Below are 22158 nucleotides of genomic sequence, written 5' to 3' on the forward strand. Positions count from 1 at the left end.
TCTCAAGGGTGCAGGACCGCTTCCCCCTTGACCCCGATCCGGTGCGTTGACCGGGCCGTACGGTGAGGGGCCGGGCGTGATCTGAAGGCGCAGGCCCCCAGGCTCTCCCGCGAGAGCTTGACGGACCGTCAGGCCCCGATGCGGCCTGTACCGGCATGTTCAGCCGACGGCGCCCGGACTCGCCGTCAGCCGCCACAGCGACGTCACTTCCGCCTTCCGGGCGGAGTGCAGCGGATCGGCGGTGTCGTGGGCGCGGGGATGCAGCGGCCGGGCGTCGAGGCGCCCCACCACCGTCAGGCCGGCCTGGGCGAAGAGTTCGGTCAGCTCGGTGCGGGAGCGCAGCCCCAGGCGCTCGGCGAGGTCGGAGATGACGAGCCATCCCTGACCACCGGGTTCCAGATGGACGGACAGCCCGTCGAGGAAGCCGCGGAGCATCCGGCTTCCCGGGTCGTACACCGCGTGTTCGAGCGGCGTCCGGGCCCGGCCGGGAAGCCACGGGGGGTTGCAGACGATCAGGGATGCCCGGCCGGCGGGGAACAGGTCGGCCTGCTGGATGTCCACGGTGGAGGTCAGGCCCAGGCGGTCGATGTTCTCCCGCGCGCAGGCGAGCGAACGCGCGTCGAAGTCCGTGGCCACCACCCGCCGGACGCCGCGCCGGGCGAGGACGGCGGCGAGTACCCCCGTGCCGGTGCCGATGTCGAAGGCCGTGCCCTGGGACGGCAGCGGCGCCTCGGCCACCAGGTCGACGTACTCGCCCCGCACCGGAGAGAACACACCGTAGTGCGGCGTGATCGACTCGCCGAGCGCCGGCACGCGGACTCCCTTCCTGCGCCATTCTCCGGCCCCAAGTACCCCCTGAAGCTCGCGCAGTGACACGACATAAGATTCGTGGCACTGTCCGTACGCCTGCTCGCAAGCCAGTCGCACGTCCGGGGCCCGGCGCAGGGGGATCACATGCGCCCCTTCGACCGGCACGAGCAGCATGCCCAGGATCCGCGCACGCCTCGACTGCGCTTGACGGTACAGATGGAAGCTCTGCTCCGGTGACGCCCCGGCCTTCGGCGGCTTACGGTCGACGCGGCGTGCCATCGCCCGCAGCAGCTGACGGGCGTTGGGGAAGTCACCGCGCCATAACAGCGAGGTTCCCTCGCACGCCAGGCGGAACGCGGTGTCGGCGTTCATCCGGTCATCGGCGACCAACACCCGCTTCGGCGGCGGCGCGCCACTCTCCGACCGCCACAGGGCGCGGCGCTCCTCTCCCGAACTCTCCGGCCAGCGAATGGTCTGTTCCTTGTTCACCTCTTCATCATCCCCGCGCCGCTGCCGACTTCGACCGGGCCGGGACGGTCACCGGCCGACGTCGCGGTGGCGGATGCCCTGCCCCGGTGGTCTTACGCGCGGCGGCAGGTCCTGCGGTGCTGCGTTTGTTTCGACCCTTGCCCACTTCGCGATCGATGTGCGATCTTAGTTTCATTCCGTTCATGGAAACGTTTCCACGAGGAGGTGGGGCGGATGGCCACGATCAAGGATGTCGCGGCACGGGCCGGGGTCGCGCTCGGTACCGCATCCCGTGTGCTCAGCGGCAGCAGTCAGACTTCGGCCGACTCCCGTGCCCGTGTGCTCGCGGCCGCGGCCGAGCTGGGATACATCGCCAACGGCCCCGCCCGTTCGCTGCGGCGTGCCCGGACCGACGTGCTGGGTTTGCTCGTCTCGGACATCCGTAACCCGTTCTTCTCCGAGCTGGCGCACGCCGCCGAGCAGGAGGCGCGCCGCCACGGGTACACCGTGCTGCTGGCCAACGCGAACGAGGATGCCGAGCAGGCCGACGCCTACCTTCGGACCTTCGCCGCTCAGCGCATCGACGGCCTGCTGTTCTCACCGCAGGGCACCGTCTCGCCGCAGGTCGCCGCCATGCTCGCGTCCGGACTGCCGGTGGTGTTCCTCAACCGCACGATCGAGGGCGTCGACGCCCCGCTGTACGGCACGGACAACGCTCAGGGCGTACAGCAGGTGCTCGCCTGGCTGCAGCGCCGGGGCCACCGCGACGTCGCCTTCATCGGCGGCCCGGACTCGATCTCCACCGGCGCCGAGCGCCGAGCCGCCTACCTCGCCGGGCGCCAGGCGCACGGCATCAGCACCGACGACAGGCTGGTCGACGCCGGTGACTTCCTGGCCGGCGGAGCGGCCGAGGCAATGGGCCGCATCCTCGACCGTGGCGTCACGTTCACGGCCGTGTTCGGTGCGAACGGCCTGACCACCCTGGGAGCCGTGCGCGCACTGCGTGAGCGGCTCGGCGCCGAACAGGCCGCGCGCATCGAAGTCGTCTCCTTCGACGATCTCGACTGGTTCGAGTTCGTCTCGCCGCCCATCAGCGCGGTGCGCAACGACGCGTCGTCGATCGGCCGGCTCGGTGTACGCGGGCTCGTCGACGTCATCGCCGGTCGCGCCGCACTCGGACAGCGCGTGTCCACGACCTTCGTCGACCGGTCCGCGCAGAACGTCGGATGAGCACGCGGATCGCCCTCGGCGCCGCCGTCACCCAGGACGCCGACTCCCTCAGCCATCGGCGTCGTCAAGGTGTGTCTGTCGCAGTCCACTCGGCCGAGGCCGGCGCGGTCGACGTTGATGCCGCCCTGCACTGCCCCTTACCTCGCTCGCGATCCCGGCGTCTGCACTGGCGAGCGTGCAATGCCCGGAAGGGCCGTCGCCGGCGCTTACGCGATCGTGCGGCGTGCGACCAACGGCCGCACGGCGCGCTCATCGCCGTTGTCACACCCGACCCAGCACTGCGACCTCCGTCCCCAGTCCGGCGGGAGGCAGTGCGCCCTTCCTGAAAGGAAAAACCGAAATTGAAGGTCGCCCTCGGCGCGGACCACGCTGGATATCCGCTCAAAGATGCCGTCCGCCAGGCCATTGAGGCTCTCGGTCACGAGGTGATCGATTGCGGCACCCACAGCCGCGACCCTGTCGACTTCCCGGACATCACCCGCAGCACCTGCGAGGTTGTGCTCTCCGGCTCCGCCGATCGGGCGGTGCTCGTATGCGGCACCGGTCAGGGCGCCGTCATGGCCGCCAACAAACTGCCCGGCGTCCGCTGCGGCCTCGCCCACGAGCCGTACTCCGCCCACCAGGCAGTGGAGCACGACGACGCCAACGCCATCGCCATCGGGGCCTGGCTGGTCCCGCACGCACTCGTGCCCGACATCGTCCGTGAGTTCCTCGGTGCCGTCTTCGACGACGACGAAGAGACCCGCCGCCGGGTCGCCAAGCTCAACGCGCTCGACGCCCTGACCCCGGCTCCCTGACAAGCCGCCCGCGCACCCCTTGAGCGGGTGAACTCTCTCTTTCTCTGACTCTCTCGCTGACTCTTTCTCTGAACTCTCTCGCTGACTCTTTCTCTGACTCTCTCGCTGACGCCGAACGCCCCGCTCGCGGACGACGCGCCGGGCGCCTCCTCGTCATGCCCAGAAGCACCCAGTCACAGGATCCGGCCTCCCCCTTGTACGGCCCCATCCTCCTCACTCCGTAGACGCCGGCTTCCCCCCGGCGACCCACCAAGGAGATCCCCATGTCCACCAGCGACCTCGCCGGACGGCGAAGCGTGCTCGGCTCCAAGGACCGCGTCAAGACAGCAGTCGCCGCGGGCCTCGGCACCAGCGTCGAGAACTACGACTTCATCGCATACGGCACCGCCTCCGCGCTCTACTTCGGAGCGGTCTTCTTCCCCGAGAGCGACCGGTTCGTCGGCACCCTGCTCTCCTTCGCCACCCTCGCCGTCGGTTTCGTCATGCGTCCGCTCGGAGGGGCCATCGGCGGCTACTTCGCCGACAAGGTCGGCCGCAAACCCGTCCTCGTCACGGCGATGCTCGTCATGGGTGCCGCAACCTTCCTCATCGGCGCGCTGCCGACGTATGAACAGGTCGGTGTGCTCGCACCGATCCTGCTCGTGGTCCTCCGCATGCTTCAGGGCCTTGCGTTCGGTGCCGAATGGGGCGGTGCGATCACCATGGCCTACGAACACGCGCCGTGGCACCGCCGCGGCATGTTCGCCGCGATCCCCCAGTCCGGCAACCCCCTGGGCATTGCCCTGGCCAGCGGCGTGTTCGCGTGGAGTGACACCCTCGACGGCTCCTGGCAGTGGAGGACCCCCTTCCTGCTCAGCGCCGTCCTTGTGATCGTCGCGCTGATCGTACGTTCCCGCCTCTCGGAGTCCCCCGAGTTCCAGGAGGCCCAGGCCAGCGGCAAGACCGAGAAGAACCCCCTCCTCGCGACCCTGGCCGGCGACTGGCGCGGCATCCTGCGCGTCATCGCCTTGCGCGTCGTGGAATCCTTCGCCTACTACTCCACCGCGACCTACCTGCTCAACTACATCACCGAACGCCACCCCCACCTGCGGCCCGTGGCCCTCGGCGCGATCACCGCCGCCAGCGTCCTCGCCATCGCGGTCACCTTCCTCGCCGGCGCACTCACCGACCGCATCGGACGCCGCCCCATCTACATAGCGGCCTGTACGGCGGCGATCCTCTTCGCCTTCCCGATGTATCTGCTCACCAACTCCGCCCAACCCGCCCTGGTAGTCACGGTGTTCATCATCGGCATCGGCCTCATCCACGCATCACTGACAGGAACCCAGGGCTCTCTGCTCACCGAGCAGTTCCGCACCGCCACTCGCACCTCGGGTGCCTCGCTGGGCTACCAAGTCGCCGCGGCCATCGGCGGCTTCGCGCCGCTGCTTGCCGCCGCCCTGGTAGGCGCCTTCGGATGGCCGGGCGCGGCGCTGCTCTATCTCGGCGCGGCCTTGATCGGTCTCGTCGGCATCCTCGCAACCAAGGAGACCTGGGGCCGCCATGAGCGGGAGCGCGTGCTCCGCCTCGTCGCAGAAGAAGGCCGTGCCCAGACCGCGGCAGGCACGCCGGTGAGTGCCGTACTGCCGCCCTCGCCCGGCTCTCGGTGAGTTCGCGACCGGTTGGTGCGGGGCCCTGGGACCGTTCGCCCGACACCGACAGCTCCTGATCGGTCCGGTCCCACCATGCCGCTGCACCCATCGCGTTGAACAGCTCGCGGGCGTCCGCAGGTGCGGCTCGCAGCGCTCGGGAATCCGGCTCGGCCGTGCATCTGACTCAGCTGCTCGGCGTTGAAGTTGATCAAAGTTCCCGACTGCGCCGGTACTGCTGGGGGCTGCTCCCGCGTTCTCGTTTGAACGCGGTGCTCAGTGCGGAGGCGCTCGCGTAGCCGACCTGGCGGGCCACGGCGGCGATGGTGGTGTCCGGTTCCTGGAGCAGGTCCGCGGCGGTGTCCAGCCGCCAGCCGGCGAGATAGGCCATCGGGGGCTCGCCAACCAGGTCGGTGAACCGGCGAGCCAGACCCGCGCGGGAGACACCGGCCCTGGCCGCCAGCGTGGCGACGGTCCACGGGTGGGCGGGGTCACTGTGGAGGAGCCGGAGCGTAGGGCCGATCACGGGATCGGCGAGCGCGCGGTACCAGGCCGGGGCCTCGGCCTCGGGGCGCGCGAACCATGTCCGGAGAGTGGTGACGAGCAGGAGGTCCAGTAGTCGGTCCAGGACGACCTGTTGGCCGGCTTCCTCCTTGGTGACTTCTTCGATGAGCATGCCGATCAGCAGGGAGGAGGGCTGAGCGTCGTGTGGGAGGACGAGATGGGGCGGCAGGGTGCGCAGGAGCCGGTGACTGATCTCGCCGCTCATCTGGTACTTGCCGATCAGCATCACTGCTGCCCCGTCGGGGTCGCCGGTGGCCCAAGTGCGCGCCCGCGCTCGCGGACCAGCTCGATCAACCGGTCCAGCTCGTTGCGGAAGCGGATCGGCGCCTTGAGCGCGGTCGCGCCGCGCTCGAAGCCCAGCAGCGTCATGGCAACCGTCCAGCCGCGGTCGACCTCTCCCACGATCAGGCCGAGTTCGGTCGTCGCGTCGTCGAAGAAGATCTCGTTGAAGTCCGCCTCGCCGGTGAGGTTGCGGATCGGGCGGATGTCGATGCCGGGTTGGTCCAAGGGACCAGGAGCATGCTGATGCCGCGGTGCGCCGGGGCGTCGGGGTTGGTCCGGGCCAGGACGAACGCCCAGTTCGCCTTGTGTGCGCCGGACGACCACAGCTTCTGCCCGTTCAGTACCCACTGGTCGCCGGACCGCTCGGCCCGCAGGGACAGCGAGGCCAGGTCCGAGCCGGCGCCCGGCTCGGAGAAGCCCTGCGCGAAGACGTACTCGCCGGAGGCGATCCTTGGCAGAAACCGGCGCAGCAGGCTCGGGTCGCTCCAGCGCAGCATGGTGTTGCCCAGCATGGTGATGCCGAACTCGTCGTTGTCCGAGCCGAACGGAATCCCGGCAGCGGTCAACTCCTCGATGAGGACAGCCAGTTCGGTCGGCCCGAGGCCGGCGCCGCCGTACTCCCGGGGCCATGCCGGGGCAACCCAGCCGCGCCCGGCGAGCGCGGCCCGTGTGTCCTCCTGGAACGTCTCGCGCTCGAGCGGGTCGAGGGCGCCGATGCCCCGCCAGTCCGGCGGGACCAGGTCCGCCACGAACGCCTGGACCGAAGCGCGGAAGCGCTCGGCCGGTTCGCTGCTGTGCGGTTCCACCGCGGCCTCCTGGTGTCTTCGGTAAGCGGACGACCAGAACAGTTGCGTAGATAGACTCACTAGTCAATGCTGGGCGCCGTGGATTTCCCCCCGACGTGAGGAGGGCCCCGATGCGCTTCACACCGACCGACGAACAGCTCGAACTGGGCCAAACCGCCAAGCGGTTGCTCGCCGCCCATGCCCGCAGGAATGCCCTGCCTCCGCCCTGGGGCGCCATCCCCCAGACCCTCAGCCGTGAGTTGTGGGCCTCGCTCGCCGACCTCGGGCTGCTCGGCCTGGGCGTGCCCGAGGAACTGGGTGGCTCGGGTGGCGGTGTCGCGGACCTGTGTGTCCTGGCCGAGCGGATGGGATCGGCCTTGCCGACCCTCCCGTTCGCCGCCACCGCGACCGTCGCCGCGGTGCTGGTCGAGCACGCCGACAGTCCGGGCGCGCGGGCCGCGCTGGCCGACGTCATGGGCGGCTCCGCCGTCGCCGTACCGGCCTGGGAGACCTTCCCCGCCGACATGGTGCCCGGCCGGCGAGCGGGATCGCTGACGTTGAACGGCGCGGCGGCGGACGGCGTACTGGCAGCGGTGCCGTTCGGCCTCGACGCCGAACTGTTGCTGGTCTTCGCCGACGAGGGCGACGCCCCGGCGCGGGCGGCCTTCGTGGAACTCGCCGAACCGGCCACCGCACGGACCTCCGTGGAGTCGCTGGACGTCACCGAGCCGATGGCGAGCCTGCGGCTGACCGGTGCGCCCGCCGTACCCCTTGGACCGCTCGGCGCGCATACGGTCGCCCGCTTGCTCACCGTGCTGGCAGCCGAGCTCATCGGCACCGGGCGACGCGCGCTGGAGGGCGCCGTTGAGTATGCCGGGCAGCGGCGGCAGTTCGGTCGGCCGATCGGATCGTTCCAGGCCATCAAGCACGTCCTCGCGGACCGGGCTGTCCAGCTCGACGCCGCCTGGATGCTGGTCCAGGGGGCGGCCCAGGCCGTCGACAGCGAGCGCGCCGACGCCGAGGTGGCGGCTCGTACCGCGCTCGCGGCGGCGGCCGACGCGGTCGAGTCCGTGACGGCCGACGCCCTGCAGACCCATGGGGGCATCGGCTTCACCTGGGAGCACCCGTCCCACGTACTGCTCAGGCGGGCCCGTGCGCGGCGCTCGCTTCTCGGCCCCTCGGCCCACCGGCTCGACGTACTCGCCGACCGTCTCCTCGGGTCGGCGTAACTGCCCCGACCAATGAGTCGAATCCGTGCATCTTTAGAGCACTTTGTTACGAGATCTTCGCTACTGAACGAGGAGGCCGCAGGCCATGGAGTGGACAGGCGCGCGCTACGCGGACAAGCCGACGGTCGAGGTGCCGATCTGGATCGCCGCCCCGCCGGAACGGGTGTGGGGGCTGGTGACCGACATCGAGCTGATGCCGCGCATGAGCGCGGAGTTGCAGTCGGTGGAGTGGCTGGACGGGGGAACAGGACCCGCGCCAGGGGCCCGCTTCGTGGGCCGGAGCAAGCACGAGGCGTTCGGTGAGTGGGCCACCACCTCCCACGTTGTGGAGTACGAGCCGCCCAGGGTGTTCGCCTGGGCGGTCGAGGACCCCGAGCAGCCGTCGGCGATCTGGCGATTCACCCTCGACCCCAAGGACGGCGGGACGCTGTTGCGGCAGTGGATGCAGCTGGGTCCGGGCCGCTCCGGTCTCTCCTTCGCCATCGACCGCATGCCGGAGAAGGAACAGAAGATCGTCTTCGTGCGGATGAGGGAGTTCGAGAGCAACATCGGCGTCACCCTCACAGCAATCAAGAAGCTTGCGGAAGAGTCCGGAAAGGCGAGTGTGTGATGCGTACGTCGACCACGATCGAGGCATCCGGGGGCAGTTGGCCGGAGACGGTGGACTTCGTCACCGAGGCGGAGAAGCTGGGCCTGGACATCTGCTGGGTGGCGGAGGCCTGGGGCTCCGAGGCGCCTTCGCCGCTGGGGTATCTCGCCGCGCGGACGGAGCGCATGCTGCTCGGCTCCGGGATCATCCAGCTCGCCACGCGCACGCCGATGGCCATCGCCCGAGCGGCGATCACCCTGTCGCAGATCTCCCAGGGGCGCTTCCTGTTGGGACTCGGCCCGTCCGGCCCGCAGGTGATCGAGGGACTGCACGGCGTCCCCTTCGGCCGACCGTTGTCACGGATGCGGGAAACCGTCGAGATCGTGCGGCAGGCTGTCGCGGGTGAGAAAGTCTCCTACGCCGGGCGGGAGTTCCGGATCCCGCTGCCCGGTGGGGACGCCAAGCCCATGCGTCTGTCGATGCGCGCCGAGCACGACATCCCGGTCTACCTGGCGACCCTCTCGCCGAAGATGCTGCACCTGACCGGCGAAGTAGCCGACGGCTGGCTCGGCACCAGCTTCGTTCCCGAGGGCGCCAAGGAGGCCTACTTCGACCACCTGGACGCGGGCCTCACCGCCTCCGGCCGCTCACGCGCGGACTTCGACATCTGCCAGGGCGCCGAGGTGGCCTTCGCCGAGGACGAGGACGCGCTGCGGGCGATGGTGGCGGGCCGGAAGAAGGAACTGGCCTTCAGCCTGGGCGGCATGGGCTCCACGAGCACCAACTTCTACAACAACGCCTACAGCCGCCAGGGCTGGGCCGACGTGGCCGCCGAGGTCCGGATGCGCTGGCAGGCCGGCGACCGGGACGGCGCGGCAGACCTGGTCACCGACGAGATGGTGCTGGGCACCACGCTCATCGGCACCGAGGACATGGTGCGGGACCGGCTGCGGGTGTGGCGCGACGCCGGCGTCGACACCGTCCGCTTCTACCCCGCCGGGGAGACGCTGGACGCCCGGCTCACCACCCTGGGCCGGGCCCTCGACCTGGTCCGTGACATGGAGCGCGAGCCGGGCCGGTAACCCGGGCGCGCGAAGACACCGCCCCCGGTCCGGCGAGGGCACCGGACCGGGGGCGGCACCCACCACTGCGGCTGCTTGCCGCTCGGCTTGCCGATTCCACACGTCCGAAATGCTGAGTCCTATGGTGAGACCTATATGCTGAGGGTCATGAGGCGGACCTCTTTCGCGAACTGGCCTTGTTCCGTCGCGCGCACCATGGACATGCTCGGGGACTGGTGGACGCCGCTGGTCCTGCGGGAGGCCTTCTACGGGATCAAGCGGTTCGACGCCTTCCAGCGGGAGCTCGGCATCGCTCGCAACACCTTGACGGACCGTCTGCGCCGCCTGGTCGATGAGGGCCTCATGGAGAAGCAGGCCTACCAGCACGAGCCGGTGCGCTACGACTACGTGCTCACGGAGAAGGGGCGCGACTTCTTCGGCGTGTTGGCTGCCATGAACACCTGGGGCAACCGCTGGCTCAGCGGCGAGCAGGGACCGCCGGTGGTCTTCCACCACGACCGCTGCGGCCACGAGAGCAACGCCGAGGTGGTGTGCGCCTCTTGCAAGGAACCGATGACGGCCGACGACACCCATCCTCGCCTCGGCCCCGGCTATCCCCAGCACCTCGCCGAGCGCCCGGACATCCGGAGTCGCTTTACCGCCTGAGAGGCGTGACCCTCATCGACAGCGCGGGCCTCTCCCCGGCCCGCCCGGTCGACCGTCGGCGCCGGAACGACAGCCGCTGGAGCAGGCGGCACTGTCTCCGGCATGCGCATCAGCGTGATGACACAGCCAGTGCGCCGTCCTTGGACGTCAGGAGGGCACCGATCTCATCCAGCTCGCGGTCGCGGCAGTCGGGGGCGAACGCGATCGCCGGCATCGCGATCAGCGTCGTCACGATCACGAAACCGATCACCATCCACAGACTGCTCGCAGTACTGGGCGGGCAGGGGTGCGTAGACCATGGTGCGGGCAAGGAAAGGATACGTATCCGCGCCGGGCCGTTCACATACGTCAGTTCCCCGGCACTGCAGGAAGAGGGACGTCGCCGGCAACCGCCTCGTCCGGTGCGCTCTGCTCCTCACTCCCGGTGTCCAGGACGGTCGCGCGGAAGGAAGCGACGATGGGTCGGAGATCGATCCGATGCCAGGCCGCCCACAAGCGCACGGACCCGTGGAACCAGGGGAGTTCACGCACCGTAATGCCCTGCGTGCGACCGCGTAGCACGCTCTTCTGGACGAACGCCATCCCGAGCCCGGAGGCGACGAGACCGAGCGCCGTGAAGGACTCCGGGGCCTCGAGCCGCATGTCGGGCGTGAACCCCGCGGCCGCGCAGGACGCGACGAAGCTGTCACGCCAGGCGGGATCCTGACTGTCCTCGATGGCGATCCACGGCTGCGCGTCCAGATCCGCCGGCAGGATCTCAGCGCCGTCGGCGAGGGGGTGGCCACTCGGCATGGCCAGCAGCAGCGGGTCCTCGAGAAGGAGGGTGCTGCGCAGGTCGGGGTCCGTCTCCGGCGGCGCCTCCGGAACCAGGGCGATGTCCAGGCTGCGTTGGCGCAGTCCCTCGAACTGCTGGGGTGCGGGGAGGTCGTAGAGCGCCACGTGGATCCCGGGACGCTCGGAGTGCAGGGCGCGCAGGGCCCGGGGCAGCAGGCCGGTGTGCATGGCATCGCCCACGTACCCCACGCACAGCCCGCCCTCCTCGCCCCGGCCGAGGCGCCGGCCCAGGTTCTCCAGGCGGTCCGCGTGCCGCAGCAGGGCCGTGGCCTCGCTCAGGAACACGCGGCCGTCCGAGGTGAGCCGGATGCGCTGCTGGCTGCGCTCGAACAGCGTCAGCCCCAGGTTCTTCTCCAGCTGCGCGATCTGGCGGCTCAGCGGCGACTGTGAGATGTGCAGGCGGTCGGCCGCCCGGCCGACGTGCTCCTCCTCGGCGACGACCACGAAATAGCGCAATTGACGCAGGTCAAGCATGTGAGACCTCTCGGGACTCAAGTGTGTCCAAGCAAGTCTTGGACCGTCTCATGTATCGATCCTAACCTCGACAGAGCAAGAGCCGCGGAGTAGGTGAAACCTCTCAAACTTCGCGTTACGCCATAGAGAGCGAAGGATCTTCCTCATGGGCATCAAGTCACTTCTGACCGGTTCCCTCGGCTTCGGCACCGCGCCGCTGGGCAATATGTTCCGTGCCATCCCCGACGAGGAGGCCGCCGCCACCGTCGACGCGGCCTGGGATCACGACATCCGCTACTTCGACAGCGCCCCCTTCTACGGGGCGGGGCTGTCGGAGATCCGTCTCGGTGACGCTCTGGCGGGCCGGCCCCGTGACGAGTTCGTCCTGAGCACCAAGGTCGGCCGCGTCATCCTCAATGAGGTGGAGGACCCTGCTTCCCGGGATCTGGGCGAGAAGGGCGGCCTGTTCGAGCACGGCCGTCCGAACAAGATGGTCAACGACTACACGGCGGACGCCACGAGGCGTTCCATCGAGGACAGTCTTGAGCGTCTGAAGACCGACCGCCTGGACATCGTGTGGGTGCACGACGTCGCCCAGGACTTCTACGGTGACGAGTGGCTGGCCGCGTACGAGTCCGCCCGCACCGGTGCTTTCCGCGTCCTGCAGGAGCTCCGTGACCAGGGTGTCATCAAGGCCTGGGGCCTCGGTGTCAACCGTGTGGAGCCTCTTGAACTGACGCTGGACCTGGACGAGCCCAAGCCGGACGCGTTCCTGCTGGCCGGCCGTTACACCCTCCTCGACCACGGCCGGGCCCTTCAGCGGCTGCTGCCGGATGCCACCGAGCAGGGTGTCGACATCGTCGTCGGTGGCCCCTACAGTTCCGGGATTCTCGCCGGTGGGCAGCACTTCGAGTACCAGAAGGCCCCGGCGGAGATCGTTGCCAAGGTCGAGCGGATCAAGGCACTCGCCGCCAAGCACGGCGTGAGCATCAAGGCCGCCGCACTCCACTCCCTGGCCCACCCCGCCGTCGCAGCCGTCATCCCCGGTGCCTCGCGGCCCAGCCGCATCGCCGAAGACGTCGCCGCACTGGAGGAGACCATCCCGGCCGCCTTCTGGGCAGACCTGCGGGACCAGGAGCTCATCGCCACCGACGCCTCCGCCCCTACCGCCTGACACATCAACGCCCCTGTCGCCCAACACTCCCGCCGTACCGAAGAAGGACCCGCAATGGCCACCACCACCGCATCCCTCGACATCCCGCAGAGCCCCGACCGCGTCTGGCAACTGATCGGCGGCTTCGGATCCCTGCCCGACTGGCTCCCCTACATCCCCGCGAGCGAACTGAGCGAAGGCGGCCGCGTGCGGACGCTGACCAACGAGGACGGCGGCACCATCGTCGAACGCCTCCAGGCCTTCGACCAGGAGACGCGCAGCTACTCCTACGCCATCGAGCAGGCGCCGTTCCCGGTGACCGGCTACCTCTCCACCCTGACCGTGCATGCCGTGCCCGGCCGCCCCGACGCCTCGCGCGTCGAGTGGTCCGGCAGCTTCACCCCCGTCGGTGTCAGCGACGCCGAGGCCGAGGACCTCTTCCACGGCATCTACACCGACGGCCTCGCCGCGCTTCTGAAGACCGTGAGCGCCTGAAGCACGACATGGTCTGCTGAGCACCGCCGGTTCCCGCCGGCGGTGCTCGGCGATACTCCACGCCGCGGCCGAGTCCGCTGATCAGCGTGTGGCCATGTCAGATACGGGTCTGAGGGCGGCGTTCCCCCTTGGCCTGACTGCTCCCCGCGCTGGTCAGAATCGCGCTCGCGACCACCTCGAAGAGGCGATCGGCGCGTGGCGCGAGCGAGGGTTGATCGCCGAGCCAGGCGAGCATGGCAATCAGCGCGAACAGGTCGGCGCCGTCGATATCGCTGCGCGCCACGCCTGCGGCCTGGGCACGGGTGAGGAGCCGCGCACCGGCTGCGCGCAGGGTGACGCACGAAGCATGGAGTGCGGATTCGGTGTCCTCGATGGCGGCTGCCATCAGCACGGTCACGCCCCGGTACTCGGTTGTCCACGCGACGCAGTCGCGCAGCCATGAAACCAGCGCGTCTTCGGGCGAGCTCGACGTCTCCAACTCGCCTGCGCTTGCCGTCAGTTCGTCGAAGCTCGTGCGGAGCAGGGCTTCGAGCAGCGCCTCGCGCGTCGGGAAGTGCCGCAGCAGCGTCGCGAGTCCGACATCCGCCCTGCGCGCGATGTCGCGCAGTGACACGTCGACACCTTGCTCGGTGATGGCGGTGCCCGCTACGGCGAGCAGGTGGTCGCGGTTCTTCCTGGCGTCGGCCCGCATCTGCCCCTCTTGTGTCCCTCTTGACTATCCGGATCAGTGATCCATATATTCGGATCAGTGGTCCATTTATGTGGACCGCTGATCCGGATAAGCGTATCTGCTGGCAGGAGCAGGAGAAAACGATGCCGACACACACGATGGGGGCGGCCCGGCTCCATGAGCACGGCGGCCCTGAAGTTCTGCGTTACGACGACGAAGTGCCGATTCCCGAGCCCGGGCCGGGCGAGGTGCTCGTTCGCGTTCACGCGGTCGGCGTCAATCCTCCGGACTGGTATCTGCGCGGCGGGCTGACCAGGATGCCCGGGGAGACGGAATCGACGGTCAGCCTGCCCGTGATTCCGGGGACGGACGTGTCGGGCGTCGTCGAGGCCGTCGCCGCGGACGTGGACGACCTCGCCGTAGGCGATGAAGTCTTCGGCCTTCTGCGCTTTCCCAGCTTCGACGGCAGCGCATACGCCGAGTACGTGGCCGCGCCCGCGTCGGACCTCGCGCGCAAGCCGGCCGGCATCGACCACGTGCGCGCCGCCGGGGCGCCCATGGCCGGGCTCACCGCGTGGCAGTTCCTGATCGAGCTCGGACACGATCAGCCCTCGCCCTTCCAGGAGGCACCGCATCACCCGACGGCGCTCGACGCCGGCACGACAGTGCTCATCAATGGCGCCGCGGGCGGCGTGGGGCACTTCGCGCTACAGCTGGCGAAGTGGAAAGGCGCACGCGTCATCGCGGTGGCATCGGGCGCCCATGAATCGTTCCTGCGCGAGCTCGGCGCCGACCAGTTCATCGACTACACCAAGAGCCGTCCCGAGGAGCTGGTGCAGGGCGTCGACCTCGTTCTCGACACCGTCGGTGGCCCCGACAGCCGGCGCTTCCTGCGCACGCTCAAGCGCGGCGGCTCCCAATTCCCCGTGTTTCCGGGGGACTTCGACGAAGAAGAGACCGCGGAGCTGGGCGTCACTGTCTCGACCGCCCAGGTCCGCTCGAACGGCAGGCAGCTCGCTGAACTGGGGCGTCTGCTCGACGCGGGCACGGTCCGCGTCGCGATCGACAGCACGTTCGCGCTCCCGGAAGCCCGAGCAGCGCACGAACGCGCCGCCCGAGGGCACATCCAGGGCAAGATCGTACTCACGGTCCCTCAGTAACGAGCCGCCTCCCGAAGCAGAACGCACGGCACTACGGCGCCCTGCTGCTGACAAGCGCCGACGGCATCGCGGACATGGAGGTCAGCGGCCACCTCGACACAGACGAGTTGCACACCACCTCCGACTGGCTCGTCGACCCCCTCGTCCGCATGGTCACGGGGACCGACGCAACACCGGCCAGTCTCAGCGAAAAGCGGCGATATTGCGGGCGGCCCAGTCGGCGAATGTGCGCGGGGCGCGGCCGAGGACCCGCTGGACGTCCGGGCTGACACGCAGTTCGGCCGGGCTCGGGGAACCGAGGATGTCCAGGGTGTCCTCGGCGAGTTCCGTCGGCATGTTCTGGGCCATCGCGGCCTTGGCCTCGTCGCGGGTGAGGTCGTGAAACCGCACGGGCGAGCCCAGCGCGGCGGCGATGGCCTCCGCCTGCCGGCGCGGCGTGATCACCGCCGGGCCGGTCAGCTCGTACACGCCGCCGGTGTGCCGGTCATCCAGCAGGCAGGCCGCCGCGGTCTCGGCGATGTCCGCCGGGTCGATGATCGGCACCCCGACGTCGCCGAAGGGGGCGGCGACGACGCGCCGCGCGCGGATGGACTCGGCCCACCACAGGGCGTTGGAGGCGAAGCCGCCCGGCCGCAGGATGGACCAGTCCAGGCCGGACTCCCGCAGCGCGTCCTCCACCGCGCGCATCGCGATCCGCGTTGGGCCGAAGGGCCTGGTCGCCACGCCCTGTGTGGAGAGCAGGACGACCCGGCGAACCCCGCCGGCCGCGGCTTGGTCGATGATGTCGGCCGGGCCGGCTCCGGCGGCGTGCAGGTCGCCGGACAGCAGCAGGAACAGCGCCTTCGCCCCGGCCAGCACGGGCTCAAGGCCGGCCGGGTCGCCCAGGTCGGCCGTCACGTGGCGGACGCCGTCCGGCACGGCCGCCGCGTGCCGTGACACCGCGATCACCTGCTGGCCCGCCTCGGCCAGCGCCTGCGTCAACGGCCGGCCCACATTTCCGGTAGCCCCGGTCACCACGATCATGATCAGCTCCTTGTCCGATGTCCTCTGTGGCCATGACGTTAGGAGCCGGGCTAACTTTTGGTTAGGACATACCCAGAGGTAAGCTCCCCACGTGGCGGGAGGCGCGCAGCACACACAGGGCGGGGCGGGGCAGCGGTATGAGGTGTTTCACACCGACTGCCTCGCGCGCGATGTGGTCGACCACGTGACCAGCAGGTGGGGCGTCTGGGTGTTGATCTCCTTGCGGAGCAACGACCTTCGGTTCTACGAGCTGCGCGAGAGCATTCAGGGCATCAGCGAGAAGATGCTCGCCCAGACCTTGCGCGCGCTGGTCCAAGACGGCCTGGTCTGGCGGGAGGTCGAGCCGACGACGCCGCCTCAGGTCACCTACGGGCTGACCGAGTTCGGTCGGGATGTCGGCGAGCCGCTGACGGAGTTGTTCGACCGGATCACACGGCGGCTGTCGCCGCGCGACGCGGGATAGCGTCGTAGCGGCCGAGGGCTTGAGCCACGCTCGGTCCGCGTCGAGGCGGCCGCTCGGTGGCAGAGTCCGACATCGCGCGGTGCGGCCACCAACTCGTGGGCGGTTCTTCGTCTTGGCCCATGGGGACAGAACGAGGGCAGGTTCGCGGCCCCTCAGTCGAGGCATCACTCGTTGCCCTCGATGATCACCTACGCGGATGTGCCCCTGGACCAGTGGCGCACCGAGGTGTTCGCCCGGGTGGGGCTGCCGCGGCGCATCGAGCAGCACATCGTCACCAGGTGCCGACTGCGTGCTCGTGCCGCAGGCATGGGTGGCCGTCCCGGATCGCCCCGAGGGCGTCACGCCGTCATCCTGGAACAGTAGGCGACTCTCCTCGCTGTCTGAAGGAGGGGTGATGAAGGCCGTACGAGCCCACGATCGTGACGCGTCGGCGGACAGCCTGGTCGTGGAGGATGCGCCGTATCCGTACGCGGGCGAGGGTGACGTCGTCGTCAGGGTGCGTGCGGCCTGCTTCACCCCGGACGAGCTGACCTGGCCGGGCACCTGGGTCGACCGGGGTGGCCGGGACCGTGCTCCCGTCATTCCCGGCCATGAGGTGTCGGGTGAGGTGGCCGAGGTGGCGGTCGGCACGACCGGGCTGTCCGTCGGTCAGCGCGTCGTCGGGCTGACGGACTGGAGCCGGGACGGCACGCTCGCGGAGTACGTGGCGGTGGAGGCGCGCAATCTGGCGCCGCTGCCCGCGGGCATCGACCACGTGCAGGCGGCCGCGCTGCCGATGCCGGGCCTGACCGCCTGGCAGGGTCTGTTCGTCCACGGCAGGCTCGAGGCCGGGCAGAGCGTGCTGGTGCACGGCGCGGGAGGGGGCGTGGGCATGGCCGCTACCCAGCTGGCCCGCGATGCCGGGGCGCGCGTGATCGGCACGGGGCGCGGGAGAAGCCGGGATCTCGTGCTCGAACTCGGCGCAGAGGTGTTCCTCGATCTGGGACAGCCCGCGTGGGAGGAGGCCGTGGGCCATGTCGACCTTGTCTTCGACGCCGTCGGCGGGGAGGTACTCGCACGCTCGGCCGCCGTGCTGAGGCCCGGCGGCACCCTGGTGACCATCGCCCAACCCCCGACCGTGCGGCCCGAGGACGGCCGGGCCCTGTATTTCATCGTCGAACCCGACCGTGGTCACCTCCTGGAGATCATCGGCAGGCACCGGGAGGGCCGGCTGCGGCCCTTGGTGGGCGCCGTCCACCCTCTGGACCGTGCGCCGGAGGCGTTCCGCGCGAAGAAGGGAACCGTGGGCAAGACCGTCATCCAGGTCGCGTGAGCGCCGCACGACCTGATCCGCGTCCTGCCGTCACCATGCCCTGTCCGCAGGTCGCTGTGTAAGGCGGCACCGGCTGCTGTTCCCGACGAGAAGGAAGAAGTTGGACCCTCATGGACCTCAAGCTCGAACTCATCGTGCTGCCCGTCTCCGAGGTCGACCGGGCGAAGGCCTTCTACGAGGCCGCCGGTTTCCGCCTGGATCTGGATGCCGACGTGGGCGAGGACTGGCGCGCGGTGCACTTCACGCCACCAGGATCGGAGTGCTCGATCATCTTCGGCAAGGGCCTCACGTCGGCCGCGCCGGGCTCGCTCCAGGGCCTGTACCTCATCGTCTTCGACATCGAGGAGGCCCGCGCGGAGCTCGTCGGCCGGGGCATCGAGGTGAGCGAGGTGTTCCACGACGCCGGAGGGGTCTTCCACCACGGCCACGAGGCCGGAGCGATCGTCCATGACGGCAAGGGCCAGGGGCGGGCGGCCGGTCCGCACCCCGAGCGCGCCTCCTACGGCTCCTACGCCACCTTCAGCGACCCCGACGGCAACGGCTGGGTGCTCCAGGAGGTCACGCAGCGGGCTCCCGGTCGCTGACACCGCTTCAGGCAAACCCGCTCCCGCCGAAGTGCGGAACATTTCACCGAGTCACAGGAACAGTGATGAACCAAGCAACGACGAACGAGGACCGGCGCACCTACGACGTGATCGTCCTCGGCGCGGGCCCGACCGGTGAGAACGTGGCCGAACGCACCCGCGCCGCCGGGCTCAGCACCGTCATCGTGGAAAGCGAACTGCTCGGGGGCGAGTGCTCGTACTGGGCCTGCGAGCCCAGCAAGGCGCTGCTGCGGCCAGTGCTGGCCCGGGCCGACGCACGCCGCGTGCCCGGCTTGCGCCAGGCGGTGAAGGGGCCACTGGACGTCGCCACGGTCCTCGACCACCGCGACGAGATCGTTTTCCACTGGCAGGACGACAACCAGGTGGACTGGCTCGATTCGGTCGCCGTCGATCTGGTCCGCGGCCACGGACGGCTCGACGGCCCCCGTCAGGTGACGGTGCGGACGCCGGACGGCGACACGGTGCCGCTGGCCGCGCGACACGTTGTCGCCGTCTGCACCGGGACCGGCGCGGCCGTACCCGACATACCCGGTATCGACGCCGTACGCCCCTGGACCAGCCGCGAGGCCACCAGCGCCGACCGCGTACCGGGCCGCCTGGCCGTGGTCGGCGGCGGTGTGGTGGCCGTCGAGATGGCCACCGCCTGGCAGGCGCTCGGCTCTCAGGTGACCATGCTGGTCCGCGGCGACGCCGGACTGCTCGCCAGAATGGAGCCGTTCGCCGGTCAACTGGTCGCGGACGCGCTACGCGAAGCTGGCGTCGACGTCCGGTTGGGGGCCTCCGTGGCGTCCCTGGCACGCGAGAACGGCGAGGTGCGCACCACGCTGAAGGACGGTGGTGAACTGGCCGTGGACGAGATCCTCTTCGCGACCGGTCGTGTCCCGCGGACCGCCGATCTCGGCCTGGAGACCATCGGTCTCACGCCGGGCACCTGGCTGACGGTCGACGACACATGCCGCGTGACCGCCGTCGAGGACGGCTGGCTCTACGCGGTGGGCGATGTCAACCACCGGGCGTTGATGACCCACCAGGGCAAGTACCAGGGCCGAATCGCCGGCGCCGCCATAGGGGCCAGGGCCAAGGGAGAGCAGGCCGACGAGACGACGTGGGGCGCGCATGTCGCGACCGCCGACGTCGCGGCCGTACCGCAGGTCGTCTTCACCGACCCGGAGGTCGCGGCCGTCGGTCTGACCACGCGCGAGGCAGAGCGGGCGGGGCGCCGGGTCGAGGTGGTGGACTACGACATCGGCAACGTCGCGGGCGCTCACCAGTACGCCGACGGTTACCGCGGCAAGGCCCGCATGCTGGTCGACCCGGACCGTGGCACCGTCGTGGGCGTCACCTTCGTGGGTCCCGGCGTCGGTGAACTGCTGTACTCGGCCACCGTCGCGGTGGTGAGCGAGGCGCCGCTGGAACGGCTCTGGCACGCCGTTCCGGCCTTCCCAACGATCAGCGAGGTATGGCTGAGGCTGCTGGAGACCTACCGGGACCGGCACCAGCCCGGCCCGTCATAGCGGCGCCGGCGAACTCCGTGGGTGTCACCGCACCGTTCTGTGATCGGCCGCGCCTTCGTGACGGACTCTCTCGACGAAGGCCGCCTCGGTCTGTGCGATGCGGTCGGCTTCTTCGAACACGCTCGGAACCTGTGCGGCGGGGATGACGGCAGCGCCGTCCGCGTCCGCGAACACGCAGTCCCCCGGGCGGACGGTCACGCCGGACACGACGACCGGCCGGTTGGCCTCGAACGGCGTCACGACATCGCCGCCCCACTTGGTCGTCTCGCCCAGGCAGTAGACGGCGAAGTCGTACGTCGCGAGCTCGGTGAAGTCCCTCAGGCGCCCGTCGGCCAGAACGCCCGCCAGACCACGCGCTGCCACTATCGAGAGCTTTGACCCGCCTCCGAGCGATACGCCGGTGTGCCCGTGGCCGGCCAGGACCAACACCCGCCCCTGTGCGCCGTTTCCTATGGCGTCGTCGAACAGCCGGAAGAAGTTGTACTGCTCAGGCGGGAGCGCCTCCTCGCATGCAGGGAGGAACGAGATGGTCACCGCCGGGCCCAGAAGGACACGGCCAGGAGTCGGGCTCACCAGATCGTTGATGTGACATCGGTGCCGGTGCGTCCGTCCCATGGCATCGACGACGTCAGGGGTACGCACTCGCGCCGCCAGATCGTGCAGGCGGTCGTTCTTCTCTGCCATCAGGTCTCCCGAGCCGGAGTCACGCCGGTGCGGGGATCGCGACGTAGTCCAGCCCGCCGGCGTCGAGCCACATCCGGGTGGGCGAACGGACGAGGCGGAGCAGAACGCTGTCGCAGTCCGGACAGCGCAGCACCATCCCGGGACCACCGAGATAGGCGTGCGTCTGGGCCAGCACCATCTGCGCGCCGCATCCGTGGCACCGTCCGGAAGCTGTCGTCATGTCGGTTCCGAACAGCGCCTCCAGGTCACCGGCGGCAGCGTTGCCGTCAAGGAAGTCGGGCGGCACAGTCATGGGGATTCACCTCCCGTGGAGAACCGTTGCGGCCGCGTCGTCGCACTACCCGCCGGGGCCGAAACGCTCGGTTCTGATACGGCCAGGGTGGTGGCCGATGGCCACCAGCAGACCGGCGGCCGTCTCGACGAAACCGGTGGAGCCGCAGATGTAGCAGGTGGGTTCGAAGTCCGGCGGCCACCCGGCGCTCGACAGGTCGGAAGCGGTGAACCGCCCTGGGGGCCGCGGCCATTGTGGTGGGGTCGAGCGGCTGTAGACGTACGTCTTGTCGAGGCCCGGCTCGTCCCGTCTCAGCTCGGGTACGAAGAGCTGGTACTCGGGGCTGCGCACGGAGTACACCAACCGGAAAGGCGTACGACTGCCGACGGCGCGACGCGTGCGGATCATCGCCATCAGTGGCGCCATGCCGGAGCCACCGGCCACGAGCAGAATCGGCTCCTTCTGCTCGGGACGCCACACGAACCAGCCGCCCACCGGTCCGCGCAGTTCCACGAGGTCGCCCACGGCCAGTACGTCCGTCAGGTACGGGGAGACCTCGCCGTCGTCCACACGCTGAACGGTCAACTCGACGCTGTCGCCGTCGGGTGCCGACGCCAGTGAGTAACTGCGCTGTGTGCTGTAGCCGTCCTCCGCCGTGAGCCGCACATCGACATGCTGCCCTGCCACATGCCCCGGCCAGCCGGGCACCTCGAGGACGAGGGTGCGCGCGGCTTCGGACTCGGCGCGCCGGTCGGTCAAACGGGCGGGCCGCCAACGCAGCCGGTCGCCTAGTCGCCTTGGTACCGCTGCTCGCGCCATGGGTCCCCGTAGTCGTGATAGCCGATGTTCTCCCAGAAGCCCCGCTCCTCTTCGTGGAGCAGTTGGATGCCGCGCACCCACTTGGCGGACTTCCAGAAGTACAGGTGCGGGACCAGTAGTCGGGCGGGGCCGCCGTGGGCCGGGGCGAGTTCCTCGCCGTCGTACCGGTACGCGATCCAGGCCTGCCCGTCGAGGAGGTCCTCCAGAGGCACGTTGGTGGAGTAGTCGCCGTAGGAGTGAACGAGCGTGTACTCGGCACTGGTCTCCACGTCCTCCAGGAGGACGTCCAACGACACTCCCTGCCACTCCGTGTCGAACTTCGACCACTTGGTGACACAGTGCAGGTCCACGGTCGGCGTCTGGCTGGGCAACGCCATGAGCTGCGCCCAACTCCAACTGTGCCGTGCGCCTGTCTCGGTGCGGATCGTGAACTCCCATTCGTCCAGGTCCACCCTGGGGGTGGGTCCCGCGGACAGAACGGGGAAGTCGGCGGTCTCGTACTGCCCGGGAGGCAGTTTGTGCCGAGTGTCCCGCGCTCGGCCGTGGAATCCGCGTGAAACTATGGGCATGGTGTGCCCCCATTTCTCCGCACT

General features: G+C 69.7%; 26 protein-coding genes and 1 pseudogene. 15 read left to right on the plus strand and 12 right to left on the minus strand.

Annotated elements, in window-relative coordinates:
• Window positions 1-159: 159 nt before the first annotated feature.
• Window positions 160-1299 (minus strand): methyltransferase, encoded by a 1140-nt coding sequence (locus I2W78_RS00975; protein WP_196456066.1) that lies wholly within the window; start codon window positions 1297-1299, stop codon window positions 160-162.
• Window positions 1300-1512: 213 nt separating this feature from the next.
• On the opposite strand from I2W78_RS00975, the gene I2W78_RS00980 reads away from it, so the two are divergent.
• The 3 genes from I2W78_RS00980 to I2W78_RS00990 all read left to right on the plus strand — a co-directional run bounded on the left by I2W78_RS00980 (window position 1513) and on the right by I2W78_RS00990 (window position 4954).
• Window positions 1513-2508 (plus strand): LacI family DNA-binding transcriptional regulator, encoded by a 996-nt coding sequence (locus I2W78_RS00980; RefSeq protein ID WP_196456068.1) that lies wholly within the window; start codon window positions 1513-1515, stop codon window positions 2506-2508.
• Window positions 2509-2849: 341 nt separating this feature from the next.
• Window positions 2850-3305, plus strand: a complete 456-nt coding sequence (locus I2W78_RS00985; RefSeq protein ID WP_196456069.1) for an RpiB/LacA/LacB family sugar-phosphate isomerase — start codon at window positions 2850-2852, stop codon at window positions 3303-3305.
• Between the two features lie 263 nt (window positions 3306-3568).
• Window positions 3569-4954: an MFS transporter gene (locus I2W78_RS00990; protein WP_196456070.1), complete on the plus strand. Its 1386-nt coding sequence runs from the start codon at window positions 3569-3571 to the stop codon at window positions 4952-4954.
• A 190-nt stretch (window positions 4955-5144) separates the two neighbouring features.
• Here the strand turns inward: I2W78_RS00990 and I2W78_RS00995 are convergent.
• The 3 genes and pseudogenes from I2W78_RS00995 to I2W78_RS01000 form a co-directional block, all read right to left on the minus strand.
• A pseudogene (locus I2W78_RS00995) lies at window positions 5145-5762 on the minus strand (helix-turn-helix transcriptional regulator); the annotation flags it as partial.
• Complete coding sequence (locus I2W78_RS41565; protein WP_374222626.1) at window positions 5723-6004, minus strand: acyl-CoA dehydrogenase family protein; 282 nt, start codon at window positions 6002-6004, stop codon at window positions 5723-5725. The pseudogene I2W78_RS00995 and the gene I2W78_RS41565, both read right to left, overlap by 40 nt.
• Window positions 5902-6585, minus strand: coding sequence for an acyl-CoA dehydrogenase family protein (locus I2W78_RS01000; RefSeq protein ID WP_196456071.1), 684 nt, complete (start codon window positions 6583-6585; stop codon window positions 5902-5904). The genes I2W78_RS41565 and I2W78_RS01000 overlap by 103 nt, the downstream gene beginning before the upstream one ends.
• Window positions 6586-6695: 110 nt before the next feature.
• Between I2W78_RS01000 and I2W78_RS01005 the strand changes: the two genes are divergently transcribed.
• The 4 genes from I2W78_RS01005 (at window position 6696) to I2W78_RS01020 (ending at window position 10109) form a co-directional block, all read left to right on the plus strand.
• Window positions 6696-7793, plus strand: a complete 1098-nt coding sequence (locus tag I2W78_RS01005) for an acyl-CoA dehydrogenase family protein (RefSeq protein ID WP_196456072.1) — start codon at window positions 6696-6698, stop codon at window positions 7791-7793.
• Window positions 7794-7878: 85 nt separating this feature from the next.
• Window positions 7879-8403: an SRPBCC family protein gene (locus tag I2W78_RS01010; RefSeq protein ID WP_196456073.1), complete on the plus strand. Its 525-nt coding sequence runs from the start codon at window positions 7879-7881 to the stop codon at window positions 8401-8403.
• A complete protein-coding gene (locus I2W78_RS01015; protein WP_196456074.1) occupies window positions 8403-9464 on the plus strand; it encodes an LLM class flavin-dependent oxidoreductase in 1062 nt (353 codons plus the stop codon). The genes I2W78_RS01010 and I2W78_RS01015 overlap by 1 nt, the downstream gene beginning before the upstream one ends.
• A gap of 147 nt (window positions 9465-9611) precedes the next feature.
• Window positions 9612-10109, plus strand: coding sequence for a winged helix-turn-helix transcriptional regulator (locus tag I2W78_RS01020; RefSeq protein ID WP_196456075.1), 498 nt, complete (start codon window positions 9612-9614; stop codon window positions 10107-10109).
• Between the two features lie 109 nt (window positions 10110-10218).
• Here the strand turns inward: I2W78_RS01020 and I2W78_RS01025 are convergent, their stop codons facing one another.
• Window positions 10219-10362 (minus strand): hypothetical protein, encoded by a 144-nt coding sequence (locus I2W78_RS01025; RefSeq protein ID WP_196456077.1) that lies wholly within the window; start codon window positions 10360-10362, stop codon window positions 10219-10221.
• A 95-nt stretch (window positions 10363-10457) separates the two neighbouring features.
• Window positions 10458-11417 carry a LysR substrate-binding domain-containing protein gene (locus tag I2W78_RS01030; protein WP_196456079.1) on the minus strand — a complete coding sequence of 320 codons (960 nt, stop codon included), beginning with the start codon at window positions 11415-11417 and terminating at the stop codon, window positions 10458-10460.
• A 145-nt stretch (window positions 11418-11562) separates the two neighbouring features.
• Between I2W78_RS01030 and I2W78_RS01035 the strand changes: the two genes are divergently transcribed.
• Together I2W78_RS01035 and I2W78_RS01040 are read left to right on the plus strand one after the other, a co-directional pair.
• Window positions 11563-12570, plus strand: a complete 1008-nt coding sequence (locus I2W78_RS01035) for an aldo/keto reductase (RefSeq protein WP_196456081.1) — start codon at window positions 11563-11565, stop codon at window positions 12568-12570.
• Between the two features lie 54 nt (window positions 12571-12624).
• Entirely contained in the window at window positions 12625-13044 is a 420-nt protein-coding gene (locus I2W78_RS01040) for an SRPBCC family protein (RefSeq protein ID WP_196456083.1), read from the plus strand.
• 97 nt (window positions 13045-13141) lie between these two features.
• Here the strand turns inward: I2W78_RS01040 and I2W78_RS01045 are convergent, their stop codons facing one another.
• On the minus strand, window positions 13142-13735 hold the full coding sequence (locus tag I2W78_RS01045) for a TetR/AcrR family transcriptional regulator (RefSeq protein WP_196456085.1): 594 nt from the start codon (window positions 13733-13735) through the stop codon (window positions 13142-13144).
• Between the two features lie 122 nt (window positions 13736-13857).
• Here I2W78_RS01045 and I2W78_RS01050 point away from each other — a divergent pair, with 122 nt between their 5' ends.
• Entirely contained in the window at window positions 13858-14874 is a 1017-nt protein-coding gene (locus I2W78_RS01050) for an NADP-dependent oxidoreductase (RefSeq protein WP_196456087.1), read from the plus strand.
• Window positions 14875-15057: 183 nt separating this feature from the next.
• Here I2W78_RS01050 and I2W78_RS01055 read toward each other — a convergent pair whose 3' ends face one another.
• Window positions 15058-15897, minus strand: a complete 840-nt coding sequence (locus I2W78_RS01055) for an SDR family oxidoreductase (RefSeq protein WP_196456088.1) — start codon at window positions 15895-15897, stop codon at window positions 15058-15060.
• Window positions 15898-15988: 91 nt separating this feature from the next.
• Here I2W78_RS01055 and I2W78_RS01060 point away from each other — a divergent pair, with 91 nt between their 5' ends.
• The 5 genes from I2W78_RS01060 (at window position 15989) to I2W78_RS01080 (ending at window position 19791) form a co-directional block, all read left to right on the plus strand.
• Window positions 15989-16360, plus strand: a complete 372-nt coding sequence (locus tag I2W78_RS01060) for a winged helix-turn-helix transcriptional regulator (protein ID WP_196456089.1) — start codon at window positions 15989-15991, stop codon at window positions 16358-16360.
• A gap of 180 nt (window positions 16361-16540) precedes the next feature.
• Window positions 16541-16723, plus strand: a complete 183-nt coding sequence (locus I2W78_RS01065; protein ID WP_196456090.1) for a hypothetical protein — start codon at window positions 16541-16543, stop codon at window positions 16721-16723.
• A gap of 31 nt (window positions 16724-16754) precedes the next feature.
• The gene (locus I2W78_RS01070) at window positions 16755-17672 is read left to right on the plus strand and encodes an NADP-dependent oxidoreductase (RefSeq protein WP_196456091.1); all 918 of its coding nucleotides are present in this window, start codon (window positions 16755-16757) and stop codon (window positions 17670-17672) included.
• A gap of 110 nt (window positions 17673-17782) precedes the next feature.
• Window positions 17783-18256, plus strand: a complete 474-nt coding sequence (locus I2W78_RS01075) for a VOC family protein (protein WP_196456092.1) — start codon at window positions 17783-17785, stop codon at window positions 18254-18256.
• 65 nt (window positions 18257-18321) lie between these two features.
• The gene (locus I2W78_RS01080) at window positions 18322-19791 is read left to right on the plus strand and encodes a dihydrolipoyl dehydrogenase family protein (RefSeq protein WP_196456093.1); all 1470 of its coding nucleotides are present in this window, start codon (window positions 18322-18324) and stop codon (window positions 19789-19791) included.
• A gap of 24 nt (window positions 19792-19815) precedes the next feature.
• Here the strand turns inward: I2W78_RS01080 and I2W78_RS01085 are convergent, their stop codons facing one another.
• Genes I2W78_RS01085 through I2W78_RS01100 form a run of 4 tightly spaced genes read right to left on the minus strand, consistent with a single transcriptional unit; the run spans window position 19816 to window position 22134 of the window.
• Entirely contained in the window at window positions 19816-20475 is a 660-nt protein-coding gene (locus tag I2W78_RS01085; RefSeq protein WP_196456095.1) for an RraA family protein, read from the minus strand.
• Between the two features lie 19 nt (window positions 20476-20494).
• Window positions 20495-20767: a DUF6510 family protein gene (locus I2W78_RS01090; RefSeq protein WP_196456097.1), complete on the minus strand. Its 273-nt coding sequence runs from the start codon at window positions 20765-20767 to the stop codon at window positions 20495-20497.
• A 45-nt stretch (window positions 20768-20812) separates the two neighbouring features.
• Window positions 20813-21565, minus strand: coding sequence for a ferredoxin reductase (locus tag I2W78_RS01095; RefSeq protein WP_196456099.1), 753 nt, complete (start codon window positions 21563-21565; stop codon window positions 20813-20815).
• Window positions 21535-22134: a sulfite oxidase-like oxidoreductase gene (locus I2W78_RS01100; RefSeq protein WP_196456101.1), complete on the minus strand. Its 600-nt coding sequence runs from the start codon at window positions 22132-22134 to the stop codon at window positions 21535-21537. Before I2W78_RS01100 ends, I2W78_RS01095 begins: the two co-directional genes overlap by 31 nt.
• Between the last annotated feature and the right edge of the window lie 24 nt (window positions 22135-22158).

It is taken from the genome of Streptomyces spinoverrucosus, from assembly GCF_015712165.1.
GTDB classification, from domain to species: Bacteria; Actinomycetota; Actinomycetes; order Streptomycetales; family Streptomycetaceae; genus Streptomyces; species Streptomyces spinoverrucosus_A.

Bases quoted from the DNA above. Each gene is read 5' to 3' on its own strand.
- I2W78_RS00980 (WP_196456068.1), top strand. From the start codon at position 1,513: ATGGCCACGATCAAGGATGTCGCGGCACGGGCCGGGGTCGCGCTCGGT.
- I2W78_RS01040 (WP_196456083.1), top strand. From the start codon at position 12,625: ATGGCCACCACCACCGCATCCCTCGACATCCCGCAGAGCCCCGACCGC.
- I2W78_RS01025 (WP_196456077.1), bottom strand. From the start codon at position 10,362: ATGGTGATCGGTTTCGTGATCGTGACGACGCTGATCGCGATGCCGGCG.
- I2W78_RS01065 (WP_196456090.1), top strand. From the start codon at position 16,541: ATGATCACCTACGCGGATGTGCCCCTGGACCAGTGGCGCACCGAGGTG.
- I2W78_RS01045 (WP_196456085.1), bottom strand. From the start codon at position 13,735: ATGCGGGCCGACGCCAGGAAGAACCGCGACCACCTGCTCGCCGTAGCG.
- I2W78_RS01020 (WP_196456075.1), top strand. From the start codon at position 9,612: ATGAGGCGGACCTCTTTCGCGAACTGGCCTTGTTCCGTCGCGCGCACC.
- I2W78_RS01035 (WP_196456081.1), top strand. From the start codon at position 11,563: ATGGGCATCAAGTCACTTCTGACCGGTTCCCTCGGCTTCGGCACCGCG.
- I2W78_RS01050 (WP_196456087.1), top strand. From the start codon at position 13,858: ATGCCGACACACACGATGGGGGCGGCCCGGCTCCATGAGCACGGCGGC.
- I2W78_RS01055 (WP_196456088.1), bottom strand. From the start codon at position 15,897: ATGATCGTGGTGACCGGGGCTACCGGAAATGTGGGCCGGCCGTTGACG.
- I2W78_RS01100 (WP_196456101.1), bottom strand. From the start codon at position 22,134: ATGCCCATAGTTTCACGCGGATTCCACGGCCGAGCGCGGGACACTCGG.
- I2W78_RS01070 (WP_196456091.1), top strand. From the start codon at position 16,755: ATGAAGGCCGTACGAGCCCACGATCGTGACGCGTCGGCGGACAGCCTG.
- I2W78_RS01015 (WP_196456074.1), top strand. From the start codon at position 8,403: ATGCGTACGTCGACCACGATCGAGGCATCCGGGGGCAGTTGGCCGGAG.
- I2W78_RS01030 (WP_196456079.1), bottom strand. From the start codon at position 11,417: ATGCTTGACCTGCGTCAATTGCGCTATTTCGTGGTCGTCGCCGAGGAG.
- I2W78_RS01090 (WP_196456097.1), bottom strand. From the start codon at position 20,767: ATGACTGTGCCGCCCGACTTCCTTGACGGCAACGCTGCCGCCGGTGAC.
- I2W78_RS01010 (WP_196456073.1), top strand. From the start codon at position 7,879: ATGGAGTGGACAGGCGCGCGCTACGCGGACAAGCCGACGGTCGAGGTG.
- I2W78_RS01080 (WP_196456093.1), top strand. From the start codon at position 18,322: ATGAACCAAGCAACGACGAACGAGGACCGGCGCACCTACGACGTGATC.
- I2W78_RS00990 (WP_196456070.1), top strand. From the start codon at position 3,569: ATGTCCACCAGCGACCTCGCCGGACGGCGAAGCGTGCTCGGCTCCAAG.
- I2W78_RS01075 (WP_196456092.1), top strand. From the start codon at position 17,783: ATGGACCTCAAGCTCGAACTCATCGTGCTGCCCGTCTCCGAGGTCGAC.
- I2W78_RS01095 (WP_196456099.1), bottom strand. From the start codon at position 21,565: ATGGCGCGAGCAGCGGTACCAAGGCGACTAGGCGACCGGCTGCGTTGG.
- I2W78_RS01085 (WP_196456095.1), bottom strand. From the start codon at position 20,475: ATGGCAGAGAAGAACGACCGCCTGCACGATCTGGCGGCGCGAGTGCGT.
- I2W78_RS01005 (WP_196456072.1), top strand. From the start codon at position 6,696: ATGCGCTTCACACCGACCGACGAACAGCTCGAACTGGGCCAAACCGCC.